Origin of the sequence: Candidatus Palauibacter irciniicola (assembly GCF_965208695.1) — a bacterium.
Lineage (GTDB): Bacteria > Gemmatimonadota > Gemmatimonadetes > Palauibacterales > Palauibacteraceae > Palauibacter > Palauibacter irciniicola.
In genome coordinates, this window is sequence record NZ_OZ242352.1 from 2,416,412 (window position 1) to 2,439,151 (window position 22,740).

19 protein-coding genes are annotated in these 22,740 nt (G+C 68.4%); 10 read left to right on the forward strand and 9 right to left on the reverse strand.

Annotated elements, in window-relative coordinates; genetic code table 11:
- Positions 1-2: 2 nt before the first annotated feature.
- Positions 3-1,151 (reverse strand): ABC transporter ATP-binding protein, encoded by a 1,149-nt coding sequence (locus tag ACOGI9_RS10490; protein WP_419857080.1) that lies wholly within the window; start codon positions 1,149-1,151, stop codon positions 3-5.
- A gap of 151 nt (positions 1,152-1,302) precedes the next feature.
- Here ACOGI9_RS10490 and ACOGI9_RS10495 point away from each other — a divergent pair, with 151 nt between their 5' ends.
- Positions 1,303-2,346: a DUF3500 domain-containing protein gene (locus tag ACOGI9_RS10495; RefSeq protein ID WP_419857081.1), complete on the forward strand. Its 1,044-nt coding sequence runs from the start codon at positions 1,303-1,305 to the stop codon at positions 2,344-2,346.
- A 61-nt stretch (positions 2,347-2,407) separates the two neighbouring features.
- Here ACOGI9_RS10495 and ACOGI9_RS10500 read toward each other — a convergent pair whose 3' ends face one another.
- From ACOGI9_RS10500 to ACOGI9_RS10525, 6 genes are read right to left on the reverse strand one after another with little or no spacing between them, the layout of a single operon-like run.
- The gene (locus tag ACOGI9_RS10500) at positions 2,408-4,816 is read right to left on the reverse strand and encodes an efflux transporter outer membrane subunit (RefSeq protein ID WP_419857082.1); all 2,409 of its coding nucleotides are present in this window, start codon (positions 4,814-4,816) and stop codon (positions 2,408-2,410) included.
- Between the two features lie 31 nt (positions 4,817-4,847).
- A complete protein-coding gene (locus tag ACOGI9_RS10505; protein WP_419857083.1) occupies positions 4,848-5,564 on the reverse strand; it encodes a hypothetical protein in 717 nt (238 codons plus the stop codon).
- Positions 5,555-6,427 carry a transglutaminase family protein gene (locus ACOGI9_RS10510; RefSeq protein ID WP_419857084.1) on the reverse strand — a complete coding sequence of 291 codons (873 nt, stop codon included), beginning with the start codon at positions 6,425-6,427 and terminating at the stop codon, positions 5,555-5,557. The genes ACOGI9_RS10505 and ACOGI9_RS10510 overlap by 10 nt, the downstream gene beginning before the upstream one ends.
- On the reverse strand, positions 6,424-7,416 hold the full coding sequence (locus ACOGI9_RS10515; RefSeq protein WP_419857085.1) for an alpha-E domain-containing protein: 993 nt from the start codon (positions 7,414-7,416) through the stop codon (positions 6,424-6,426). The genes ACOGI9_RS10510 and ACOGI9_RS10515 overlap by 4 nt, the downstream gene beginning before the upstream one ends.
- Before the next feature lie 45 nt (positions 7,417-7,461).
- Positions 7,462-8,952, reverse strand: coding sequence for a circularly permuted type 2 ATP-grasp protein (locus tag ACOGI9_RS10520; RefSeq protein WP_419857086.1), 1,491 nt, complete (start codon positions 8,950-8,952; stop codon positions 7,462-7,464).
- A 33-nt stretch (positions 8,953-8,985) separates the two neighbouring features.
- Positions 8,986-10,395: an ammonium transporter gene (locus tag ACOGI9_RS10525; protein ID WP_419857087.1), complete on the reverse strand. Its 1,410-nt coding sequence runs from the start codon at positions 10,393-10,395 to the stop codon at positions 8,986-8,988.
- 205 nt (positions 10,396-10,600) lie between these two features.
- Here ACOGI9_RS10525 and ACOGI9_RS10530 point away from each other — a divergent pair, with 205 nt between their 5' ends.
- On the forward strand, positions 10,601-11,638 hold the full coding sequence (locus ACOGI9_RS10530; protein ID WP_419857088.1) for a hypothetical protein: 1,038 nt from the start codon (positions 10,601-10,603) through the stop codon (positions 11,636-11,638).
- An 87-nt stretch (positions 11,639-11,725) separates the two neighbouring features.
- On the opposite strand, the gene ACOGI9_RS10535 is transcribed toward ACOGI9_RS10530, so the two are convergent.
- The gene (locus tag ACOGI9_RS10535) at positions 11,726-12,061 is read right to left on the reverse strand and encodes an STAS domain-containing protein (protein WP_419857089.1); all 336 of its coding nucleotides are present in this window, start codon (positions 12,059-12,061) and stop codon (positions 11,726-11,728) included.
- Positions 12,051-12,494, reverse strand: coding sequence for an ATP-binding protein (locus ACOGI9_RS10540; RefSeq protein WP_419857090.1), 444 nt, complete (start codon positions 12,492-12,494; stop codon positions 12,051-12,053). Before ACOGI9_RS10540 ends, ACOGI9_RS10535 begins: the two co-directional genes overlap by 11 nt.
- Positions 12,495-12,730: 236 nt before the next feature.
- On the opposite strand from ACOGI9_RS10540, the gene ACOGI9_RS10545 reads away from it, so the two are divergent.
- From ACOGI9_RS10545 to ACOGI9_RS10580, 8 genes are all read left to right on the forward strand, one after another.
- On the forward strand, positions 12,731-13,888 hold the full coding sequence (locus ACOGI9_RS10545) for a PP2C family protein-serine/threonine phosphatase (RefSeq protein ID WP_419857091.1): 1,158 nt from the start codon (positions 12,731-12,733) through the stop codon (positions 13,886-13,888).
- Entirely contained in the window at positions 13,888-15,066 is a 1,179-nt protein-coding gene (locus ACOGI9_RS10550) for an ABC transporter substrate-binding protein (RefSeq protein ID WP_419857092.1), read from the forward strand. The genes ACOGI9_RS10545 and ACOGI9_RS10550 overlap by 1 nt, the downstream gene beginning before the upstream one ends.
- 17 nt (positions 15,067-15,083) lie before the next feature.
- Complete coding sequence (locus ACOGI9_RS10555; RefSeq protein ID WP_419857093.1) at positions 15,084-17,291, forward strand: sensor histidine kinase; 2,208 nt, start codon at positions 15,084-15,086, stop codon at positions 17,289-17,291.
- A 29-nt stretch (positions 17,292-17,320) separates the two neighbouring features.
- Positions 17,321-18,970 carry an amidohydrolase family protein gene (locus tag ACOGI9_RS10560; protein WP_419857094.1) on the forward strand — a complete coding sequence of 550 codons (1,650 nt, stop codon included), beginning with the start codon at positions 17,321-17,323 and terminating at the stop codon, positions 18,968-18,970.
- Entirely contained in the window at positions 18,967-19,611 is a 645-nt protein-coding gene (locus ACOGI9_RS10565; protein ID WP_419857095.1) for a DUF305 domain-containing protein, read from the forward strand. Before ACOGI9_RS10560 ends, ACOGI9_RS10565 begins: the two co-directional genes overlap by 4 nt.
- A gap of 38 nt (positions 19,612-19,649) precedes the next feature.
- Entirely contained in the window at positions 19,650-21,500 is a 1,851-nt protein-coding gene (locus tag ACOGI9_RS10570; protein WP_419857096.1) for an LVIVD repeat-containing protein, read from the forward strand.
- Positions 21,501-21,657: 157 nt separating this feature from the next.
- The gene (locus tag ACOGI9_RS10575) at positions 21,658-22,107 is read left to right on the forward strand and encodes a hypothetical protein (protein ID WP_419857097.1); all 450 of its coding nucleotides are present in this window, start codon (positions 21,658-21,660) and stop codon (positions 22,105-22,107) included.
- 41 nt (positions 22,108-22,148) lie between these two features.
- A complete protein-coding gene (locus tag ACOGI9_RS10580; protein WP_419857098.1) occupies positions 22,149-22,718 on the forward strand; it encodes a hypothetical protein in 570 nt (189 codons plus the stop codon).
- Positions 22,719-22,740 lie beyond the last annotated feature (22 nt).

The following is a 22,740-nucleotide window of genomic DNA, read 5'->3' on the forward strand; positions in this document are numbered from 1 at the left end:
GTTCATGCGTTTCTCCGAGCCTCCTCTTCCCCTTCGAAGTCCAGCGCGCGGCAGTCGTTGACGGTCCAGCCGATGCGGACGGCGTCGCCCACCATCATGGCGCCGTGGCCCACGATGTTCGGGATCTTGGCCACGACATCCCGGTGCCCGCAGGCGGACAGCCGGACGCGCAGGTGGTCGCCGAGAAACGTCATGTCCTCGATGACGGCCCCGACCTCGTTGTGGTACAGACCGTCCTCGGGCTTGATCGCGATCCGTTCGGGGCGAATCGAGAGCGTGACCATGTCGCCGACCCCGCACGGGGCGATCCGGAAGGCGCGGATCCGCTCGCCCCCCACATCCACTTCGCACAGGTCATCCTCGACGAGCGCCACCCGGCCGTGGAGCCGGTTGTTCTCGCCGATGAAGCGGGCGACGAACGCGCGTTCGGGCTCCTCGTAGAGCCCCTCCGCCCCGGCGATCTGCTCGATCCGGCCGCCGTTGAGGACGGCGATCCGATCCGACATCACCATCGCCTCCTGCTGGTCGTGCGTGACGTAGACGACGGTCACGCCCAGCCTCTGGTGGATGGAGCGGATCTCGTACTGCATTTCCTCGCGCAGGCTGCGGTCCAGGGCGCCGAGCGGCTCGTCCATCAGCACGAGGTCGGGTTCGAACACGAGGGCCCGCGCGATGGCCACGCGCTGCTGCTGGCCGCCGGACAGCTGGCCGGGGCGCCGGTCCTCGAGGCCGCCGAGGCGGACGAGGTCGAGCGCGCGCTCGACGCGCTCGCGGCGCCGTTCCTCGGCGATGCCTCGCACTTCCAGCGGAAACGCGAGGTTCGCGCCCACGGTCATGTGCGGAAAGAGCGCGTAGTTCTGGAACACCATCCCGATCCCGCGCTTGCGCGGCGGAAGGTCCTGGACGGAGCGCCCGCCGATGCGGATCGCGCCGGACGTCGCGGTCTGAAAACCCGCGAGCATCATCAGGATGGTCGTCTTCCCCGAACCCGAAGGACCGAGCAGGGTCACGAACTCGCCCTTGCCGATGGCGAGGTTCAGGTCGTCCACCACCAGCGTGCGGCCGTCGTAACTCTTGCTCACGCCCTCGAACTCGACGTGCGCGGCCTGGCTGCGACGGTCGCTCTCCGCGCCGTTGGGACCCGCGATCATCTGGCGATTCTGCCTTGTTGTTCGGAATATGAAATGGTGATCGACCAATATGGGATGGTGATCGGTCCCGGTTGAGGTCGACCAACTTGAAGGTGGCGGCGCCAATCCGCGAGTGCGCGCGGCCGAGGCTGTCTTGAGCGGAGGAGGAACGATGAAGATCAGGAATCGGACAGCGGGACGGGTGACGTGGGCAACCTGCCTGCTCGTTCCCGTGGCCGCGTTCGCGCTGGCGACCGGAGGAGCGCCGGACGCGAAGGTGGATTCGGCCTCCGCCGCACAGGCCTTCATCTCCCTGCTCGACGAGGCGGGACGGGAGAAGGCGCTCTTCTCCCTGGAGGACGAGGAGCGGTTCAACTGGCACTTCGTCCCGAGGGCCCGGAACGGACTGCCGCTCGCCGACATGACGACCGCGCAGCGCGGCGCCGCGCACGATCTCCTTCAGGCCGCCATGAGCAGCCAGGGCTTTCTGAAGGCCAGCGCGATCATCGAACTGGAGCGCATCCTCGGACTCCTGGAAGGACGGCCCGAGCGCCGGGACCCGGAGAACTACTACGTCGCGATCTTCGGCGACCCGTCGGGGGACGGTCCGTGGGCGTGGCGGTTCGAGGGACATCACCTCTCCCTCAACTTCTCATCGCCCTCGGGTTTGCTCACGGTGACGGGACCCGCGTTCATGGGCGCGAATCCGGCCCGGGTGCCATCGGGTCCGAAGGCGGGCTGGCGGCCGCTGGGGCGGGAGGAAGATCTGGCCCGCGCGCTCATGCGGAGCTTCACGCCGGAGCAGCGCGAGCGGGCGACCATCGCGACCGAGGCCCCCAGCGACATCCTCACCGGGAACGACCGCGAGGCCCGGCTCGACGCGTTCGAGGGCCTTCCCGCCGATGCCATGACGGCCGAGCAGCGCGCGGTCCTGTTCGAGATCGTGCAGGAATACGCGGGGAACGCGACGACGGGCGCCGACTGGATGGCGCGGGTCGAGAACGAGATTCCGGCGAGCGACATCCACTTCGCCTGGGCGGGACCGCTCGAACCCGGCGAGGGACACTACTACCGGGTCCATGCGCCGGTCTTCCTCATCGAGTACGACAACACGCAGAACGACGCGAACCATGTCCACTCGGTGTGGCGGGATCTGGAGAACGATTTCGGGGGCGACGCGCTCGCGCGGCACTACGAGGAGTCCGACCACCACTGACAGGGCGCCACGGACCCTGGCGGGGCGCGGCGGACCCGGCCCCGCCAGGGGGCCGGCGTAACTAGTTGCCGATGAGTCTCAGGAAGCGGGGATCGTCGCGCACGCGCTCGAAGTCGTCCGCGTCGGGCAGGGTGCGCCGCCGTCCGGGGTTCAGTTCCACCGCCCGCTCCAGGGCGTCGAAGGCGTCCTCCTCCTCTCCGCTGTCGAGCAGGAGCGCGGCCAGCGTCACCCACGCGTTGTCGTTCTCCGGCGACCGGGCCGAGGCGTCGCGCGCCAGCGCCAGGGCGCCCTCCAGGTCGCCGTCCCGCCTCAGCCGTGAGGCTTCGCGCAGCATCCGGCCCGAACGGTACATGTCGAGGACCCGGCGCAGTTCGGCGAGCGGTTCGTCGTGGTCGTCCACCCGGATGTCGACGACGCGGTCGCTGTAACCGCCGTTCACCCTCGGCGCCACGACGAGGATGGCGCCCGACTGCATGCCGCGCGCGTCGCCGCCGGCCGCCTGCGCGGCGTCGAGCGCGTCCATCAGCCGCTCCGCGAGCGGTCCCGTGGACGATTCGAACGAGGCCGCCATCGCGTCGACCACCTCGGGCCCGGTGAGGATGTTCCCCTGCGCGCAGTAGTCCACGCCGCACCTGTGGCCCTTCCAGTCGCTCGCGCCGGTGCCGGTCCAGGCGGCCGTCCGCCCCTGCTGGTCGAGGATGGCGACCTGGCGGCGGTCCCGGCCCTCGTCGCTCCCGACCATCATCTCGAGGGCCTCCTCCGGCGAGTAGCCGGCCTGGAGGAGCTCGATGCCGATCGCCCCGTACATGGGGTTCGCGGCGGCCTGGTGGGCGATGATCACGAGGCCGCCCTTCGCGTGCATGGCGCGGTTTCCGGCCCCGAACGCTTTCGACTGCACGCCCATCCCCAACTCGCCGGTCGCGGGATCGCGCCCGATGATCGAGTACGTGCCGAGGTAGTTCGGGTCGAGGAGGTTCGCGGCGCCGGAGGCCGGCACCATCTGCGGCTCCGGGACCGTCTCGGGCGAAGCCCAGGCGCCACCCAGCGCCCGATGGACGGCCAGCCTCGCGAGGGCCAGGTCTCGCGTCGCACCCGCCAGCGCCGCCTCGACGTTCAGGAGCGTACGCAGGGCGTCGAGGTAGTCGGTGTAGCCCACGACCCCCGACTCGTATCGCTGCGACTGCAGCTCCATCGTCGCCAGCGCCTCCTCGCGCTGGGAGGCGAGGAACGCGTGCCGTCGCGTCTCGTTCTCCAGACCGGCGAGGGCGGTTTCGACTTCGTTCACCGCCGTCACCACGGTCCGCCCGTACGCCGCGGCGGCCTCATCGAAGCGGCCCTCGGCCAGCGCGAGATTGTTCCGGAGGCGGCCGGCCTGGAAGATCGGCGCGGTCAGGTTCGTGATCAGATTCGTGAACCACTGCTGCGCGTTGAAGAGTTCCCCGGCATCCGCGCTTGCGAGCCCGATGGAACCGGAGAGCGAGAGGGACGGAAGCAGTTGGGCCCGTCGCGCGCCGATGCTGTAGCGCGCCGCATCCAGCCGCTGGCCCGCCGCCCTCACGTCGGGCCGCTGGTGCAGGAGATCCGCCGGAATTCCGGCGGGGACGGGGTCCGCCGCCAGTTGCGGCTCGAGCGAGTCGGGCAGGATCGCATCGACATCCTCCCGATAGCCGCCCAACAGAACGGCCATGCGGGCCTCGGCGCTCGTGAGCTGCGTCTCGAGCTGCGGCAGTCCCGCCTGCGTGTTCCTGAGGTCCTGGCGAACCTGGGACAGCGTCCAGGAGTCGATCAGGCCGCGATCGTAGCTGGTGGAAGCCAGCGACTCGCGTTCGAGCAGCACCTCCACCGTCTCGCGGGCCAGTCCGGTCTGCCGCCGCAAGGTGACGATATCGAAGTACGTGGTGATGGTCTCGGCCAGGATGCCGATCCGCGCCGCGTGGAAATCCGACTCCGAGGCCAGGTATTCCGACCCCGCCGCCCGCGCGTCGTTGCGGGCGCGTCCCCAGAAGTCCAGCTCCCAGGCGAAGTCCGCGCTGACCGCATACGTCGTCAGATCGATTCGGTCCGGAAACACGAAACCCGCGATCGAATCCCCCGGACCGCCCAGCCCGAGGGCCTGTATCTGCGCGCCGATGCCGGCGTCCGTCGGCGTGTCGGTATCGGTGACGTTTCCGCTGGCCCCCACGCTCGGGAAGAGGTCGGCCCGCGCGATGCTCGCCCTCGCGCGAGCCTGCCGGACGCGCGCGACCCCCGCGGCGAGGTCGAAGTTGGAGGCGAGCACGGAGTCGACCACGGCGTCGAGCACCGGATCCCGGAACGTCGTCCACCACTGCAGCGCCTCGTACGTCCCCGGCTGCAACTCCGCCGAGAAATCCTCCGGCATCTCCGCCACCGGTTCCGGAAGGGACGGCCCTGGAGCCAGCGAACAGGCGGAGAAAAGCAGGAGCGGGGCGGCCCCCGGCCATTTCGTCACACGCGGTGCTCCCGTGCGCGTCATCGCGTGCTCAGGGCGCGATGCTGAAGCCGAACACGAGGTGTGCCCGGTCCTGATCGGGATTCAGGATGTACGCGACGCTCACCGGCACGGCGAAGGTGTCCGTGATCGCAAGGTCCTTGCTCGCCGTGACCCCCAGGTTGACCAGGGCCGCTTCGTCGGTGCCGTAGAAGTCGCTCTCGCCGCCCACAAACCCCATGTGCACGCCGACACCCACTCCGGAGATCTCGAAGGGCACGCCCACCTCCGCGTACAGCACGCTGCTCTTGGTAAGCACGCCTCCGAACAGGGAGATCGGGAAGGTCTCCGGACCCGAGAAGGCGAGCGACATCTCCACCGTGTGCGCCGCCCCGGCCCCGAAACCTGCGTCGGCGCCGGGCGAGGGGAAGTAGTAGTCGGTGATTCCGACGGCGACGGAGAGGCCCGATTCGGCCGTCACCGTGTAGGTCGCCCAGAGGTCGTTCTCGTTGGCGGAGGCCCCCGACGCGGAAATGGAGTACGAACCCCACGCCCCGAACTCGAGCCCTCCGGCCCCGAAGGTGATCGCGGGCTGCACGGCCATGGATTCGCCGAAGTCGACGCCGCGCCAGACGTAGCGGCTCACGACGTCGGCCCCGATCGAGGCGGATTGCCCCCACACGGGAACGGCAAAGGCGAAGAGGGCCGTGACGGCGGCGGCAAGCCGGAGGCCCCGGAACCGGAAAGAATCAACGCGGATCACGGGCACGATGCTTCTCCTCTCTCAATGGTGACCCGGGTGCGAAGCATCGACTCCGCCGAACCCCGGAAGACGCCGCGAGTGGGCGGAACATCGGCATAATCGCGGCCCACCGCGACCCGCACATGGCGCACATCACATTGTGTGTCGTTGGTCGGATCGAAGCCGACCCATCCCGCGCCGGGAAACCAGCTCTCGACCCAGGCGTGGCTTTCGCCGCTCGTCACGCCGCCGCCGTTGCCGCTGTCCGGACCCAGATAGCCCGACACGTAACGGGTCGGGATCCCCCAGCCCCGCAGGATCGAGGCCATGACGTGAGCGTAGTCCTGGCACACACCCTCACGGCTCTCGAGGATGCGCTCGATCGGCGAATCCACGGCGGTCGTACCTGGAATATAATCAAACGACTCGTGGAGCCGGCCCCGGAGGGCCGTGGCGGTCGCCAGCGGATCATCCCCGCGTTCGAGGCCGCAGCTCTTGATGAAATCGGCGAGGAGCGGCGAGGAGCGGACGAAACGGCTGGGCTGCAGCATCAGCCCGAGTTCGGGAGCGCTCGTCGCGGCCTCGAGCCGGACCCATGCCTCTTCCCCGACCTCCGCGGGCGCCTCCGGTATCGGACCCACCTCCACGGTCGAACGTCCGACGATCGAGAGACGGCGGTGCGTGCCGGGGCGATCGAAGAAGTGGCCCCGGTTGTGGAAGGGTCCTTCGAATTCGAACACGGGGCCGGACGGGTCGGTCTCGATCGCGAACCCGCGCACGACCTGCCTCCGATCCTGCACGGGGTGCAGATAGAGCGTCATGACGGACCCCCGAACCGGCGCGCTGTACACGAACTCGACCGCGTGTTCGATCGTGTAGCGCGCGATCATGACGGGAGCCCCGCGGTCACCGGGTAGTCGACGTAGGTGGCCTGCACGAGGTCGTGCAGGGTCCGGCTGTCGCGCGTCAGAGATCCGAAGACCTCCCCGGATGCGGCATCGGGCGCGTCGGATGCGGCATCCGCCTCGCCCGGATCGAGTTCGAGGGCCGCCGAGATGCGAAGCGCCAGGCGGTGCGGCGCGGCGAGGGGCGGGCGCCCGCCCGCCGGGTCGATTCCTCGCAGCGTGGACTCGATCCGGCCGGTCGCGAAGTGCAGCGAGCGGGAAACCTCCGGGTTCCGCATCAGAAAGCCGAGCACGGAACCGCGCTGCAACGTGAGCGACCGGTCCCGGCGGTAGGGTTCGAAGGCGCCGCACACGCGCAGCAGATCGGCCCAGGCGAGGGCCAGGCCGTCGCCGCCCGGCCGCGCGATCCGATCCCACACGTCGAGCAGCACGATCTGCTGCTGCAGCCGTTCCACGTAGCGGCCGAGTTCGAGGAAGCGCCACGCGTCGTCCCGCGCCATGTTGGCGTCCACGACCCCGGCGAGGAGGCGGAGCCGGTCGATCGCCTCGCTCACCAGAGCCGCCGGGCCTTCGCCCCAGGCGTCGGCGAACTCCGTCTCCTGGAGCCAGAGGTATCCCTGGTTCAGGCACACCCACACGCGCAGGGGCAGTCGGGGCCGGATCTCCCTGGCGTTCTCCCGCGCCATCCCCCAGCACGAGATCATCGACGCCGGGTTCGTCGTGTCCTCGACGAGGCCGCCGGTCAACGTGTAGGCATCCGCGATGAGGAAGGCTTCGGCCTCGTCCACATCGGCCGGCGCCTGGGGCGGGGGCTGACTCAGGGCCCGATACACGACGCGCCACCCGAGGGCGAGTTCGTCGGCGTCCGCATCCACGAGGCGGGTCAGCTGATACTCGAGCAGGCGGGCCGTGTTTTCGGTCCGTTCCGCGTAGCGGCCAAGCCAGTAGAAGTTCGCCGCCATCCGGGCTAGCATCGCCCGTCGCCCCTCACCCGGCCGCCATGCACGGCGAATCCGCCGCTACTCACGGAGAATCCAGAGATCCTTGCAGCCTCCGCCCTGGCTGGAGTTCACGACGAGGCTGCCCTTGCGCAGCGCAACGCGGCACAGGCCCCCGGGCACGACATGCTGCGTTTCGCTCCCCTGGAGGACGAAGGGGCGCAGGTCCACGTGGCGGGGCTCCAGCCGCCCGTCCACGAAACAGCCCGCCCGGGAAAGGGGCAGCACCGGCTGCGAGATGTAGTTCGCCGGGTCTTTCCGCAGTTGCTCGGCGAACGCCTTCCGCTCCGCCTTCGTCGCATGCGGACCCACGAGCATCCCGTATCCGCCGCTCCCTCCGACCTCCTTGACGACGAGTTCCTTCAGGTTGTCCAGCGTGTAGGCGAGGCCGTCCGGCTCCCGGCAGAGATGGGTTTCCACGTTGGCCAGGATCGGCTCTTCATCCAGGAAGTAGCGGATGATGCGGGGGACGTACGCGTACAGCGCCTTGTCGTCCGCCACGCCCGTACCCGGCGCGTTGGCGAGCACCAGGTTGCCGGCGCGGTAGGCGTGGAAGAGGCCGGCCGCCCCGAGCACCGAGTCGTCGCGGAACGCGACCGGATCCAGAAAATCGTCGTCGATCCGCCGGTAGAGCACGTCGATCCGCCGCAGGCCCGCGGCCGTGCGCGCGTACAGCGTCGCGTCGTGCACGACGAGATCCCGCCCCTCCACCAGGTCGACGCCCATCTCGCCGGCCAGAAACGCGTGCTCGTAGTAGGCCGAGTTGTACCGGCCCGGCGTCAGCACGGCCATGCGGGGCGTCCCCGCCGTCCGCGACAGCGACGCGATCGTCGAGTAGAGGCGCTCCGGATAGTCCGCCACCTCGCGGACCCCGTACGCCCGATACAGGTAGGGGAAAGCCCACTTCATCGCCGTGCGGCAGGCGAGCATGTAGGAAACGCCCGACGGGACGCGGAGATTGTCCTCCAGCACGGCGAAGGTGTCGCCCGCGCGCACGATGTCCGTCCCGCACACGGCGACGTAGACGTCGTGCGGCACCTTCAGCCCCCGCATCTCGAGACGGTACTGGGGACAGCCGAGCACGAGGTCGACCGGGACGATGCCATCCCGCAGCGACTTCCCGTCGTGGTAGACGTCGCGCAGGAACAGGTTGAGGGCCGTGAGGCGCTGCTTCAGCCCCCGCTCGATGTGATCCCACTCCTCGGCGGTGATGAGGCGCGGCACGCAGTCGATGGGGATGATCTGCTCCGAGACATCTTCGACGCCGAGGACCGTGAACGTGATCCCCTCATGGACGAACCGGCGGTACACCCCGTCCTGGAGCCGCTCCAGGTCTTCCGGGGGGATCCTGGAGAGGGCGGCCCCGAGCCGGCGCGCCCGCGCCCTCGGGGTACCGTCCTCGTGAAACAGCTCGTCGTGAAACGCGGCATCCAGTTCGTAGTGGCGGAAAGGCCCGGACCCCGCCGAGATCGCGGGGTCCGGGTCGGCATAGCCGTGATCGACGAACTTCACCGCCGACATTGAACGCTACCCGTGGGCGGACGCTCAGTCCGCGTCGCGGAAGTCGTTGTCGTCGTCGGGATCCACCATGAGGACGAACTCCGGATAGGCGTCGATCCCGAGTTCCGCCGCGTCCTGGCCGATGCTCTCGACGCTCCGCGACACGCGAACGCCCAGCGTCCTGTCCAGCACCGTCCAGAAGATCCAGGAAACGGAGAAGACGAACACGCCGACGGCCGCCACGCCGGTCAACTGCGGGACGAAATCGCCGCCGGCCGCGATGCAGGTGGCGAGCGTGCCCCAGACTCCGGCGAACAGGTGCGCGGGCACGGCCCCGACCACGTCGTCGATCCGCCGCACCTCCAGCAGCTTCAGCCCGAACATGCACAGGAGGGAGCCGACGGCGCCGATCAGGATCGCCCACAGCGAGTTGGTGATGTTCGGTCCCGCCGTGATCGCCACCAGGCCGGAGATCGCCCCGTTGAGCGTGGCGAAGAGGTCGACCCGGCCGAGTATGGACCGGGACAGGCAGAGCGCCGTGATGACGCCGGCCGCGGCGGCGAGGTTCGTGTTCACGAGGATGTTGCTCATCGACACCGCGTTGACGACGCCCGAGAGGGCGAGTTCGGAGCCGCCGTTGAAGCCGAACCAGCCCATCCAGAGGATGAACACGCCCAGCGTGACCGCGGGGATGTTCGACGGAGGGGTCGGCTTGATGGCGCCGTCCTTGCGGTACTTGCCCCAGCGCGGACCCACGACGAGCGCGCCCGCGAGCGCCGCCCAGCCGCCGGTCGAGTGCACGATCGTCGAGCCGGCGAAGTCCGTGAAGCCCATCTGGTCGAGCCAGCCGCCGCCCCACGTCCACGCGCCGACGATGGGGTAGATGACCGCGGTGAGCCCGCCCACGAAGACGAAGAAGGTCCAGAGCTTGACCCGCTCGGCCAGCGCGCCGGAGACGATCGAGGCGGTCGTGGCAACGAAGACCATCTGGAAGAACCAGTCCGACATCACGGAGTAGCCGTTCTCCACGACGGCGGCGGCCGCGCCTTCGTCCCCGCCGATGAGCGCGACCTCCTCGGCGGAGGGGCCGTAGAGGAGGCTGATCGAACCGATCACGCTCCCCACATCGACGTACATGAGGTTGTAGCCGATGACGTAGTAGGCGAGACCCGCGATCGCGTACAGTCCGATGTTCTTCATGCAGATCATGGACGCGCTCTTGGACCGCACCGACCCGGCTTCGAGCATCGTGAACCCCGCGCACATCCACATCACGAGCACGCCCCAGACGAGGAACGAGTACGTGTTGAGGACGAACCCGAGATCTCCGGCGACGTCCTGCGCGGCGAGAACCGCCGGCGCCAGGAGGAGGCCCGCGCCGGAGAGCAGCGTGGCGGTTGCGAGGTTCCTGCCCGCCGCGAACCGGCGGGACCAGCGTACCTGATGGGTGCTCACGGCGGCTCCTTCTTCAACAGGTTTTTCGTCCGATCATGGCCCTTCGCGACTCGCGGTTTAGGTTGCGTCGCTGCTCGGCATCGCGCAACGGGTTCTCGGTGCGCCGGTAGCCGAACGGCGGCGGCCGGCTATCTTCGGGTGTGACCGGACGACACCGGAATCTTCGACGAGAGGGCAAATCGCTATGTGGAAACGCTCCTTCGGAGTGGTCGCCGCATTTGGGCTGGGGCTGACGCTTTCGGCAGTCCACCCCCTCCTTGCCCAGGAAATCCGGGCGCGTGGCGGCTCCACCGTCACGGTGGGCGCCCGGGTCCAGGCGCAGTACGAGGCTTCGAGCGTTGACGAGGCGCCTTCGTCCTTCTTCATCCGCCGCGCGTGGGTGACGATCGACGGGCAACTCAACGATCTCGTTGGAGCCAGGGCGCAGTTCAACATCGACGGCGCATCGGTTCTGGAAGCGTACCTGGAACTCACGCCGAGCGAGGCGCTGGAGATCCAGCTGGGGCAGTTCAAGAAGGGGATGTCGTATTTCTGGCTGGTGCCCAACTCCTGGCTCCCGATCATCGAACGAGACGCCAGGGTCACGGGCGTGGATCACTGCCCCGGCGTGGGCAGCGTATGCACCTTCGGCCGCCTCACCGGCGCGCTGGGCCTGGACAACTACGAGCCGGGCATCCTCGCGCAGGGGCGCTTGAGCGAGCTGTTCGGCTACCGGTTCACGCTCACCAACGGCGAGGGGATCGGGAACAAGGACGTGAACACCGGGAAGTCGGCCTCGGGCCAGCTCTCGCTCTTCCCGACCGGAGGGAACACGCGCGTGTCCGCCTACTTCGCCCTGGACGAGACGTTGAACAGCCGGGACGAGACGATGGGCGTCCCGGCCATCGGGGCCGAGGTGGAACTCGGGACCTGGCTCGGCGGCCCCCACCTGATCGCCAACGTTCTGCAGGGCCGCAACTGGAAGCTGAACGATGACGCGAAGTTCTCCGCCTTCCAGTTCATGGCCTTCTGGTATCTTCCCACCGCGCCGGAGTCCGGGTTCTCGGGGATCGAGCCGATGCTTCGGGTGAGCTGGGTCGATTCCGGCGCGGAACATCCGGAGAAGGTCACCGGGACGGTGGTCACGCCCGGCGTCATGGTGTACTTCACGGGCCGCAACGGGATCTCCACGAACGTGGACTTCTACAGCTCTGGCGGCCGGTCGGACTGGTCCTGGAAGGTGCAGGCGTTCGCTTTCTTCTGATCGGGCCCGGACGGGCCGCGACGAATCAACGGATCAGGGGGCGCGCTGGCGATCCGGCGCGCCCCCTGATCCGTTTCCCGGTCTTTTTTACTTGAAGCTCGCCTGAGCTTCCTCGACCGTATCGAAGACCTTGGTCAGCCGCACGAAGCCGCTGACCTCCAGCACTTCGAGGATATTCTCCGGGACTTGGCACAGGGCGAGCCCGCCGCCGGCCTGGTTGGTCTTGCGGATGGCGATCAACAGCGCCCGCAGCCCGGCACTGCTGATATAGCGCAGGCTCCCGCAATCCAGGACCAGGTTGGTCGCTCCCCCATCGATGATGCCGGAGAGCTCCCCGTCGAAGTCCTTGGCATTGCTGGAGTCTACGCGCCCGCTGACCACCCCTACGGCGGTATCTCCCGAATAGCTGGTCTCAATGTTCATCTGGCGATTCCTCGGTTCCGGCAGCCCCCAGCGGCTGCCTTAGGGTAAGGCAGTTGAAACCCTCGACCCGCTCGTACGCAAGCGTGTCAATAAACGACTTCGTAAGGTGGATGCCAAGCCCCCCGATGGGACGATCCTCCGCCGCAAGGCTTATGTCGGGGGTCTCCGCGTCCTCCAGCGGGTTGAAGGGTTGGCCGTTGTCCCGAATCGTGATCTCAATGTCGGCGTCTCCGAGGCGAATGTCCACCGTGATGACCGGATCATCCTTAACTCCCTCGAATCCATAGGAAACGACGTTCGTCAGGAGTTCGTCCAGCGAGAGCTGAAAACGGAAGATGATGTCGTTGGAAAGCCCGCGCTCGAGGCAGAAGCGCTCGACCTCGTCCACCACGCGACGTGGCTCGCTCGGGTCCGGCTTGACGGCGATCCGCACTCCCGCTCCGCTCCTGTTGGCTGGCTGCCCACTCGCTGTTCCGGACGCCCTTGGCGCCGCAACGACGCACGCTGCCGAGGTTCGACATATTGCGCGGCCGGTCCCCGGTTGTGGAGATTCCCGCACCGCAGCGCGGGGACCCCCGCGCCAAGATCGACAGGGACGATGACGACTGGACGCGGTTTCGGACAAGGGCGGGAACCCGTGACCGACGATTCACCTCAACCGAGGCCTCGATGCCGAAGATCCTGGTAGTAGACGACGAACCCGATCTGGAGCTGCTCCTCCGGCAGAAGTTCCGGCGCCGGATCCGCTCGGGCGAATTCACGCTGGTCTTCGCCCAGAACGGGGTCGAGGCCCTCTCGGAACTCGAGAACCACGACGATGTCGACGTCGTGCTCTCCGACATCAACATGCCCGAGATGGACGGCCTCACACTCCTGGCGCAGCTCGGCGAGCTCGACCGCGACCTCCGCGCCGTCATGGTGACGGCCTACGGGGACATGAAGAACATCCGCACCGCCATGAACCGCGGTGCTTTCGACTTCGTCACCAAGCCGATCGACTTCGGAGATCTGGAAACCACCATCGCCAAGACCCTGGAGCACCTCGCGGTGATGCGAGCCGCGCTCCGCGACCGGGACGCGCTGGTGGCGTTGCGCCAGGAACTTGGCGTGGCGGCGAGGATGCAGGAGTCGATTCTGCCGACGAACTACCCCAACGACCCGCGCTACGAGCTCCACGCCTGGATGACGCCGGCCCGCGAAGTGGGAGGGGATTTCTACGATTTCTTCCGCCTCGAGGAAGACCACATGGCGATCGTCATGGCCGATGTCTCGGGCAAGGGCGTGCCGGCGGCCTTCTTCATGATGGTGAGCCGCACGCTGCTCAAGGGGACGGCGATCGGAGAGGCGGATCCCTCGATCTGTCTCGACGAGGTGAACCGGCTTCTCATCAACGAGAACGAGGAGTCGATGTTCGTGACCCTCTTCTACACCAAGTTCAATCCCGTGAACGGTCAGGCCACGTTCGCGAACGCCGGGCACAATCTTCCGTTCCTCATCAAGGCGTCGGGAGAGGTCGAGCAGATCGTCTCCGATCCGGGACTCGTCCTCGGGATCATGTCCGGGGTCGACTTCCCCAAGGGGTCGATCACGCTCGAGCCGGGCGATGCCGTCTTCTTCTACACGGACGGCGTGACGGAGGCCATGAACGAGGATGGCGTCGAACTCGGCGAGAAGGAGTTGGCCGAGGTGCTGGGCGAATGCCACGGCGCGTCGGCCGAGGACATCAACCGCCACGTGATACGGGCGGTGCAGGAACACGCCGGCGAGGCGGACCAGTCCGACGACATCACCTGCCTGACTCTCCGCTACCTGGGGGCGCCCTCCTGATGCGGCGCCGGTCGTTCGCGCTCGCGGCCGTCGTGGCGGCCGGCACGCTGCCGGGCGCCGCCATGTCACAGCAGGGCGAAGCCGCGACCGAGGGCGTGTACGCCGATTCCATCGTCTTCGGCCAGTCCGCGGCGCTCGAAGGGCCCGCCGGCGAGCTGGGCCGCAACATGAACCTCGGCATCCGGGCCGCGTTCGAGGAGGCCAATCGCGAGGGCGGCGTCCACGGGCGCGCCCTCCGCCTCATCGTCCGCGACGACGGCTACGAACCCGAACCCGCCGTCGCCAACACGCAGGCGCTCATCGAGCACGGCGTGTTCGGCCTCATCGGCGCCGTCGGCACGCCGACCTCCGCCGCCGCGGAACCCGGCGCGAGCGACGCGGGCGTCCCCTACATCGGGGCGTTCACGGGCGCCGGCCTGCTGAGGGGCCCGGACCAGCGTTACGTCGTCAACCTGCGCGCGTCCTACGACCAGGAAACCGCGGAGATGGTGGAACGCCTCGTGCGGGACCTCGGCTTCCAGCGCATCGCGGTCTTCTACCAGGATGACAACTACGGGCTGGCCGGCCTGACGGGCGTCCGCAACGCGATGGACGCGCTCGGCATGGAACTCGTCAGCGAGGCCCCCTACATGCGGAACACGCGGGCCGTGAAGCGCGGGCTCCTCGACATCCAGGCCGGCAACCCGCAGGCCGTCATCATCATCGGCGCGTACATCCCCGTGGCGCATTTCATCCGGTGGGCGAGGAAGATCGGCCTCGACGCCCTGTTCGTGAACATCTCCTTCGTCGGCAGCTACGCCCTCCTCGACGAACTGGGCCGCGCCGGAGACGGCGTCGTCGTGACGCAGGTCGTGCCCTTCCCCCGCGACCCGAGCGTCCCCGTGGTGGCGCGCTATCAGGCCGCGCTGCGGGCGGTCGATCCCTCCGCCCGGCCAGGCTTCGTGTCGCTGGAGGGCTATCTGGCCGGGCGGCTGGTCGTGGAGGCGCTGGCGGCCGGCGATCCGGATGTTCGGCCCACGCGGGAGTCCTTCCTCCGCACGCTGACGGAATCCGGCCCCATCGACCTCGGCGGATTCACGGTCGAATACGGCGTGGAGGACAACCAGGGCTCGGACCTCGTGTTTCTGACCGTGATTCGGGAAGGCGAGTTCGTTCCCGTGACCCGGCTCTCCCGGTGAGTACCGAGGGGCCTCCGGTGAAACAGAGCGACGAGCGCATCCACCGCGCCTTCGAGTGGGCGCTGGCGCGGCTCCCCGGCCGGCTCGGGGCGCGGGCGCGGGACGCGACCGGCGGGCGGTTCGGCATCGGCAGCCAGATCGTCGTCGGACTGGGCGGCGGCGTGCTCCTGACGATCAGCGCCATCCTTCTCGCGCTCCTGCTGATGACCATCGTGGAGCGGGGACAGAGCGAGGTGACGCAGGAACAGATCCCTTCGCTCCTCGCGGGCCACCGCGTGACCCAGCACAGCGAGGCGCTCCTGCGCGCATCCCCGCAGCTCCTGTCGGCCGCCGACCCCGCTACGCTGGCGGACGTCCGGGCCGCCGTCCTGCTGGAACAGGACAGCCTCCAGTACTGGGTCGGAGAGGTCGGCGGCGGAGCGGGCATGGATGCGGATGTCGGGGGCCTGGCCGAGGGCCTGGTGGCGAACATCAACGAAATCTACGAGTCGGTCAACAACCGGATGACCTACGCTGCCCGGCTCGCCGAGATGGCGGCGACCGTCGAGGAGACCGGACTCCGTCTCCAGTCGGTGCTCGAGGAGGCGATCGACGATCAGTATTTCTTCATGAGCACGGGGCTCCGCCAGCTGACGGACGTTCCGGCGCCGAATTCCCAGCGCCAGGCGTTCGACGAAATCGAGCAGCTCGACGGCCTCCTGAACTTCAAGGCGTCGCAGAACCAGGCAATCACGCTCATCCAGCAGGCCTTCGCCGAGACCGATGCGGAGCAGCTCCTCGCCAACCAGGGGCGCGTGGAGACCGCCCTCCGCGATGTGCGGGCGACGCTGCCCAGGATCCGCCCGCTCCTGAGGGAGACGCTGGCCGACGCGGTGAGCGTCCCCAGCGAGCTGTACGGAGGCTCCGGCGGCATCTTCCAGACCCGGCGGCGGGAACTGGAGGAGGTCGGCCGGGCCGAGGAACTGCTCGAGCGCAACCGGCAGACGACGGCGGAACTGGACATGGGGGTCCGGACGCTCATGGAACGCGTCGAGGAGACCGCCCGGGATGCGGCCGGCCGCTCGGAGTTTCTCGTGCAGCTGGGGTTCTGGTTCCTCCTCGCCGTGATCCTGTTCACGATCGGCGCGGCCCGCGTCGCCTGGAAGACGTTCGGCCGCTCCCTCATCGTTCGGCTGAACAGCCTGTTCGCGACCACGCGGCGCATGTCGGAGGGCGACCTCGAAGTGAAGGTGGAGGTCGAGGGCAACGACGAGGTCACCGACATGGCGCACGCGCTGGAGGTCTTCCGCAAGCACGCCCTCGAGGTGCAGCGGCTGAACCTCGTCGAGAAGCTGGCGCAGGAGGTGCAGACGAAGAACGAGGCGCTGGAGCAGACGCTCGACGACCTCCGGCGTACGCAGGAACAGGTCATCACCCAGGAAAAGCTGGCCTCGCTCGGCGCCCTCACGGCGGGGGTCGCCCACGAGATCCGCAACCCGCTCAACTTCGTGAACAACTTCGCGGTGCTCTCGAAGGAGCTGATCGAGGAACTGCAGGAGGAGATGAAGGAGGTCGCGGAGGGGAACGCGGAACTGGACCGCGACTTCATCGATGAGGTCCTCGGCGACCTCGAGATGAACGTGACCAAGGTTCGGGAGCACGGGGGCCGGGCCGACCGCATCGTCGAGGGAATGCTGGCACATTCGCGCGACGAAGCCGGCGCCGCGGAGACCATCGACGTCAACCAGCTGGTCGACGAGTACGCGAAGCTCGCCTACCACGGTTTGCGCGGCACGGACTCCTCCTTCAACGTGACGCTGGACCGCGATTTCGATGACGAAGCCGGCGAGGTCACCGGCATCGCCCGCGATTTGAGCCGTGTCTTCCTGAACATCGTGACCAACGCCTGTCACGCGACGGCCGCCCGCAAGGAGGAGGAGGAGGACGCCGACTATTCGCCGACCGTCGCACTCAAGACGAGGGGCTACGAAGACCACGTCATCGTGTCGATTCGGGACAACGGCACCGGCATTCCGGACTCCATCGTGCGGAAGATCTTCGAACCGTTCTTCACGACGAAGTCGGGGACGCAGGGGACCGGACTCGGGCTGTCGATCTCCCGCGACATCGTCGTCGGCCACGGCGGCGAACTCGAAGTGGAGAGCGAGCCGGGCGAGTTCACCGAGTTCCGGGTCAAGCTGCTCCGCGAGAGCAACATTTCCGAGGTGGCGGCGGCCGTGACCTGAGGGTTCGCCGCATGGATCATGGAGGGATCATGAGAACGAAACGGTATTGGCAGAGCGCCCTGACGATGGCCGGGTTCTTCCTGCTCGGCGCGGGATCCCTGCTCGCGCAGGTCGGACGCCCGGAAACGACTCCACGCGGCGACGACGAGGGCGATGGCCCGTACGACCGCCTGATTCTTCGCGGCGTCACGATCATCGATGGAACCGGCGCGCCGCCGCAGGGCCCCGTGGACATCGTCATCGAGGGAGACCGCATCGTCTCCATCAACACCGTCGGCTTCCCGGGGCTCGACATCAACGAGGAGCGGCGGCCCGACGTGGAACTCGAGGACGATCCCGACGCGAACGTGCACGAGGTCGACCTCTCCGGGCACTTCGTCATGCCCGGCTTCGTCGACATGCACGCGCACACCGGCGGCCTCCCCAAGGCGCCGCAGCCCGAGTACGTCTACAAGCTGTGGATGGCGCACGGGATCACGACCTCCCGCGGCGTGGGCCACGGGCCGATGATGTGGTCGCTCGAGGAGAAGGCGAAGGCGGCGCGCAACGAGATCGTCGCCCCGCGCATGTACACCTACGTGCGGCCCGGCGAGGCCTGGGGCCAGGGGCTGGTGCACTCGCCCGAGACGGCGCGCGAATGGGTGCGCTGGGCGGCGGCGCAGGAAGTCGATGGACAGAAGATCGACGGGCTCAAGCTGGGCTCCTACGACCCGCCGATCATGGAGGCGCTCATCGACGAGGCGCGGCAACACGGGCTCGGCACCGTGGCCCACCTCGGCCAGATGGGCGTGGGGCGGATGACCGCGCTCGACGCGGCCGAGATCGGGCTCGACATGATGACCCACTACTACGGCCTGTTCGAGTCGATGCTGTCCGACTACAGCGTCCAGGACTGGCCGCTCGACTACAACTACCAGAACGAGCAGCACCGCTTCGGCAACGTGGCCCGGCTCTGGGACCAGGTCGACGGCCCCGGCTCCGAGAGCTGGAACGCGCTTCAGGAGCGCTTCCTCGAACTCGGGTTCGGGATCGATCCGACGATGACGATCTACGAGGCGAGCCGGGACGTGATGGCCGCCCGCAACGCGGACTGGCACGAGGAGTACACGCTCCCCAGCCAGTGGGATTTCTACCAGGCGAGCCGCGCGGCGCACGGCTCCTACTGGTTCTACTGGGGCACGGAGGAAGAGGTCGCGTGGCGGAACTTCTACAAGGTGTGGATGCAGTTCCTCAACGAGTTCAAGAACCGCGGCGGCCGCGTGACGACGGGCTCGGACTCGGGCTTCATCTACAAGCTGTACGGCTTCGACTACATCCGGGAGTTCGAACTGCTGCGCGAGGCCGGGTTCCACCCGGTGGAGGTCATCCGCTCGGCCACCCTGCACGGGGCGCAGGAGTTGAACGATCCCAAGGGGCTCCCGCCCGACTTCGGGATGATCCGCCCCGGACTCAAGGCCGATTTCGTCGTCATCGAGGAGAACCCGCTTCAGAACCTGAAGGTCCTGTACGGAAACGGCGCGCCGAAGCTCAACGACGAGACCGGCGAGACGGAGCGCGTCGGCGGCATCAAGTACACGATCAAGGACGGCATCATCTACGACGCGAAGCGGATGCTGGCCGACGTGCGCGAGATGGTGCGGGCGGCGAAGGCCCAACTCGCGACGGAGGATGACGGTTGAAGTTCACGCGCGGGGCAGGGCTTCTGCTCGTCGCGCTGGCGGCGTGCCGCGGCGAGGCGGGCGAGGGGGAGGCGCGGACCGTCCAGCCCGGCGCGCCCGGCGAGGCCACGCGCGTCCTGACCGTGGAGGAAGCCGCATCCCTCGAGCACATCACGCACACCGAGGCGGACGTGCGCTTCATGCAGGGGATGATCCCGCATCACGCCCAGGCGCTGGAGATGGCCGCGCTCATTTCCGAGCGGACGGAGCACGAGGGACTGCACCTGCTCGGGCGCCGGATCGAGATCTCCCAGCGGGACGAGATCGCGTGGATGACGCGCTGGCTCGAGCGCCGGGGCGAGACGGCTCCGATGATGGGGGCCGGACACGCGCACGGACTCGGCGAGGGCGAACTCATGCCGGGGATGCTGTCGCGCGAGGAGATGGACGCCCTCGCCGCGGCGCGCGGCTCCGAGTTCGACCGGCTCTTCCTCGAAGGCATGATCAAGCACCATCAGGGCGCGCTCATGATGGTGGCGGAACTGTTCGACAGCCCTGGCGGAGGCCAGGAGACCGAGATCTTCCGGTTCGCGGCGGATGTGGACGCGGACCAGGACATGGAGATCCTGCGCATGAGCGACATGTTGAACGCGATTCCATGAGCGCTCATCGGCGATTCACGGAGGTAGGAGGTAGGAAGATGTCACGCAGAGAGACCTTGACCGCGGGACGGCGGATCGGCCGCCCGGCGGCGTTGTTCGTGTTGGCGTTCGGCTGGCTGGCCGGCGCGGAGGCCCTGGCGGCCCAGGACCCGCCGCCACCCCCGCCGGAGGCCGTCTGGGAATGGGATCCGGACGATCCGCGCATCGGGCTCGCGCCGGGCCTCCACGATGCCGGCATGGCGATCGGCAACCTCGAGCGGCTGATCAGCCTCCCGAAGCCCGATCCCTTCCTCACCGACGAGGCCGGCGGACGCGGCCCGACGAACTCGGACCTGGCCTTCCAGGGGGACCTCGTCTTCCAGGGCAGCTACTGGGGCTTCCAGGTGTTCGACGCCTCGGATCCGGCCCAGCCCGAACTCGTCGTCGCGGTCGTGTGCCCGGGCGGACAGGGCGACGTCAGCGTGCACGAGAACCTTCTCTTCATGTCGGTCCAGCAGACGTCGGCCCGGCTCGACTGCGGCACCGAGGGGGTCCAGGACAGCGTCAGCACCATGCGCCTGCAGGGGATCCGGATCTTCGACATCTCCGACATCGGGAATCCGCGCCAGGTGAAGACCGTCCAGACGTGCCGCGGCTCCCACACGCACACGCTCGTCACCGACCCCAACGACGATTCGCGCGTCTACATCTACGTGTCGGGAACGGGACGCGTCCGTTCGGGAAGCGAACTCGAAGGCTGCTCCGGCATGCCGGCCGAGGAGGACGAGAACACGGCGCTGTTCCGGATCGAGATCATCGAAGTGCCGGTGGCTGCGCCGGAGGATGCCGCGGTCGTGAACATGCCGCGCATCTTCGCCGACCCCGAGACCGGGGATATCGCGGGTCTGTGGTCGGGAGGCGACCACGGCGAAGGCACGCAGGCGTCCCGTCTCACGAACCAGTGCCACGACATCACGGTACGCTCGGATCTCGGACTCGCCGCCGGAGCCTGCGCGGGGAACGGCATCCTGCTGGACATCTCGGACCCCGAGAATCCGATCCGCATCGACCAGGTCGTCGATCCGAACTTCGCCTACTGGCATTCCGCGACCTTCAACAACGACGGGACGGCGATCGTGTTCACGGACGAGTGGGGCGGGGGCGGAGCGCCTCGCTGCCGCGGCTCCGATCCGGAGACCTGGGGCGCCAACGCGATCTTCACGATCCGCGACCGCAAGATGGAGCTGGCGGGCTACTACAAGCTGCCCGTGCCGCAGACGGAGCAGGAGAACTGCGTCGCCCACAACGGCTCCATGATCCCGGTGCCGGGCCGCGACATCATGGTGCAGGGCTGGTACCAGGGCGGCCTCTCGATCTTCGACTTCACGGATCCGGAGAATCCGTTCGAGATCGCCTACTTCGACCGTGGGCCTCTCGACGCGGTGGAGATGCTGAGCGGCGGCTACTGGTCGGCGTACTGGCATAACGGTGCGATCTACGGCGCGGAAATCGCGCGCGGCGTGGACGTGTTCCAGCTCGCCGCGAGCGAGCACCTGTCGCAGGCGGAGATCGACGCGGCGATGTCCGTGATGGTCGGCGACTCCAACGTGCAGAACCAGGAGCGGTTCGATTGGCCCGCGAGCTTCGCGGTCGCGCGGTCGTACCTGATCCAGATGCAGCGCGGCAGCGGCATCCGGGCCGAGCGCGGGGAGCGGGTGGCGTCGCTGCTCGACATGGCGGAGAGCCAGTCCGGCGCCGAGCGGAACGCCACGCTCGATGAATTGGACGCGGTCGCCGCCGAACTCGACGAGGACGCGCGTCTCGCCGCCAACGCCGCGGCGCCGGGAGATGCGCGGCGCCTGGCGCTGCTGGCCGACGCGATCCGCGACCTGACGGCCTCGCTGCGCTGAGCCTGGCCTTTCGCAGGAAGCTCCGGGGGTCTTTCGGGCGGCCCCCGGAGCGAATTTCTGCCAGCGCGGAACCCGGAGCGCGCGGGACCGTATGACGGTGTGACCACGTCGAGTTGAGCAGGTCCCGCGAAGCGAGCCCGTGACGAACCACGACACCTTGAGCGATCCACCCCCCGCCGGCGAGCTGACCCGGGGCATCGTCCCCGGAGGCACGTTCCTCGCCGATTTCCTCTACCCCGAGCCGGCGGAGCGCCGCGTCGGGGCAATCATCGGCTGGTGGGAGAAACGCCGCCTCCCCTACAACCTCATCGTCGGCGGGACCGGACTCGTGACGATGACGTTCGGCGCGGCGCTCACGGCCGTGGTCGCGACGCTTCAACCGGTCGACCTGGTCCGCGGGGCGATCTGGTGGGCCGTGTGGGCAAACGTGTGCTATTCGCTGGGTCCCGTCGTCGAGATCGCACTCCAGAAGCTGTTCGGCGAACGGCTCCTTCCGGCCGGCCCCCTCCTCTTCCGGGCGGGCGTGACCATCGCCGTCGGCGTCACGCTGCTGCCCATCATCCCTCTCACGATCGGGTTCATCCTGAACTTCCTCGGAATCCTCTGACAGCCGCTGCGGCGACGAACGGCGCCATGCCGGCGTCGCGCGTGTCGAGATGGAGCCTTTGGCTCGCGTGGGTGCTGGCGAGCGGAGTCGGCGGAGCCGTGGGCGTCGTCCCGGCGAGGATCATCGGCACGGCGATGGGCGAGGCCGTCCTCGGGGCCGTCGCCCTGGGCGGGGTCCTTGGCGCGATCGCGACCGTCCAGTGGCTCATCATGCGGCGGCGGCTGTCCTGGGCCGCCCGGTGGGCGACCGCAAAGGTCGTGGGAGGACTCGTCGGGGGAGCCGTCGCGCTCGGCCTGTTGGACGCTCTGTCCGCGAACGGGAGTGAAACCCTCGGCGCCATCCTGGGGACGCTCACGGGACTGGGCGCGTTCGGCACCGTCCAATGGCTGATTCTCCGACGGGTCGCGCGTGCCGGCTGGTGGGTGGCGGCAAGCGTCGCGGGTCTCCTCGCGGCCGGCCCCCTCGGCGTGGGCGTGCTGGGACTGCTCGTCGGAGACGGCGGTGGATTCGGGGTCGTCTACGGGGCGATAACCGGCGCACGGTTCGTCACCGCCATCTCGAAGCGCCCGGCTTCCCAATTCAGAGATCCTCCCGACGGGACGTCCCCCTAGGATTCCAAGCCAGGGTCTTGCC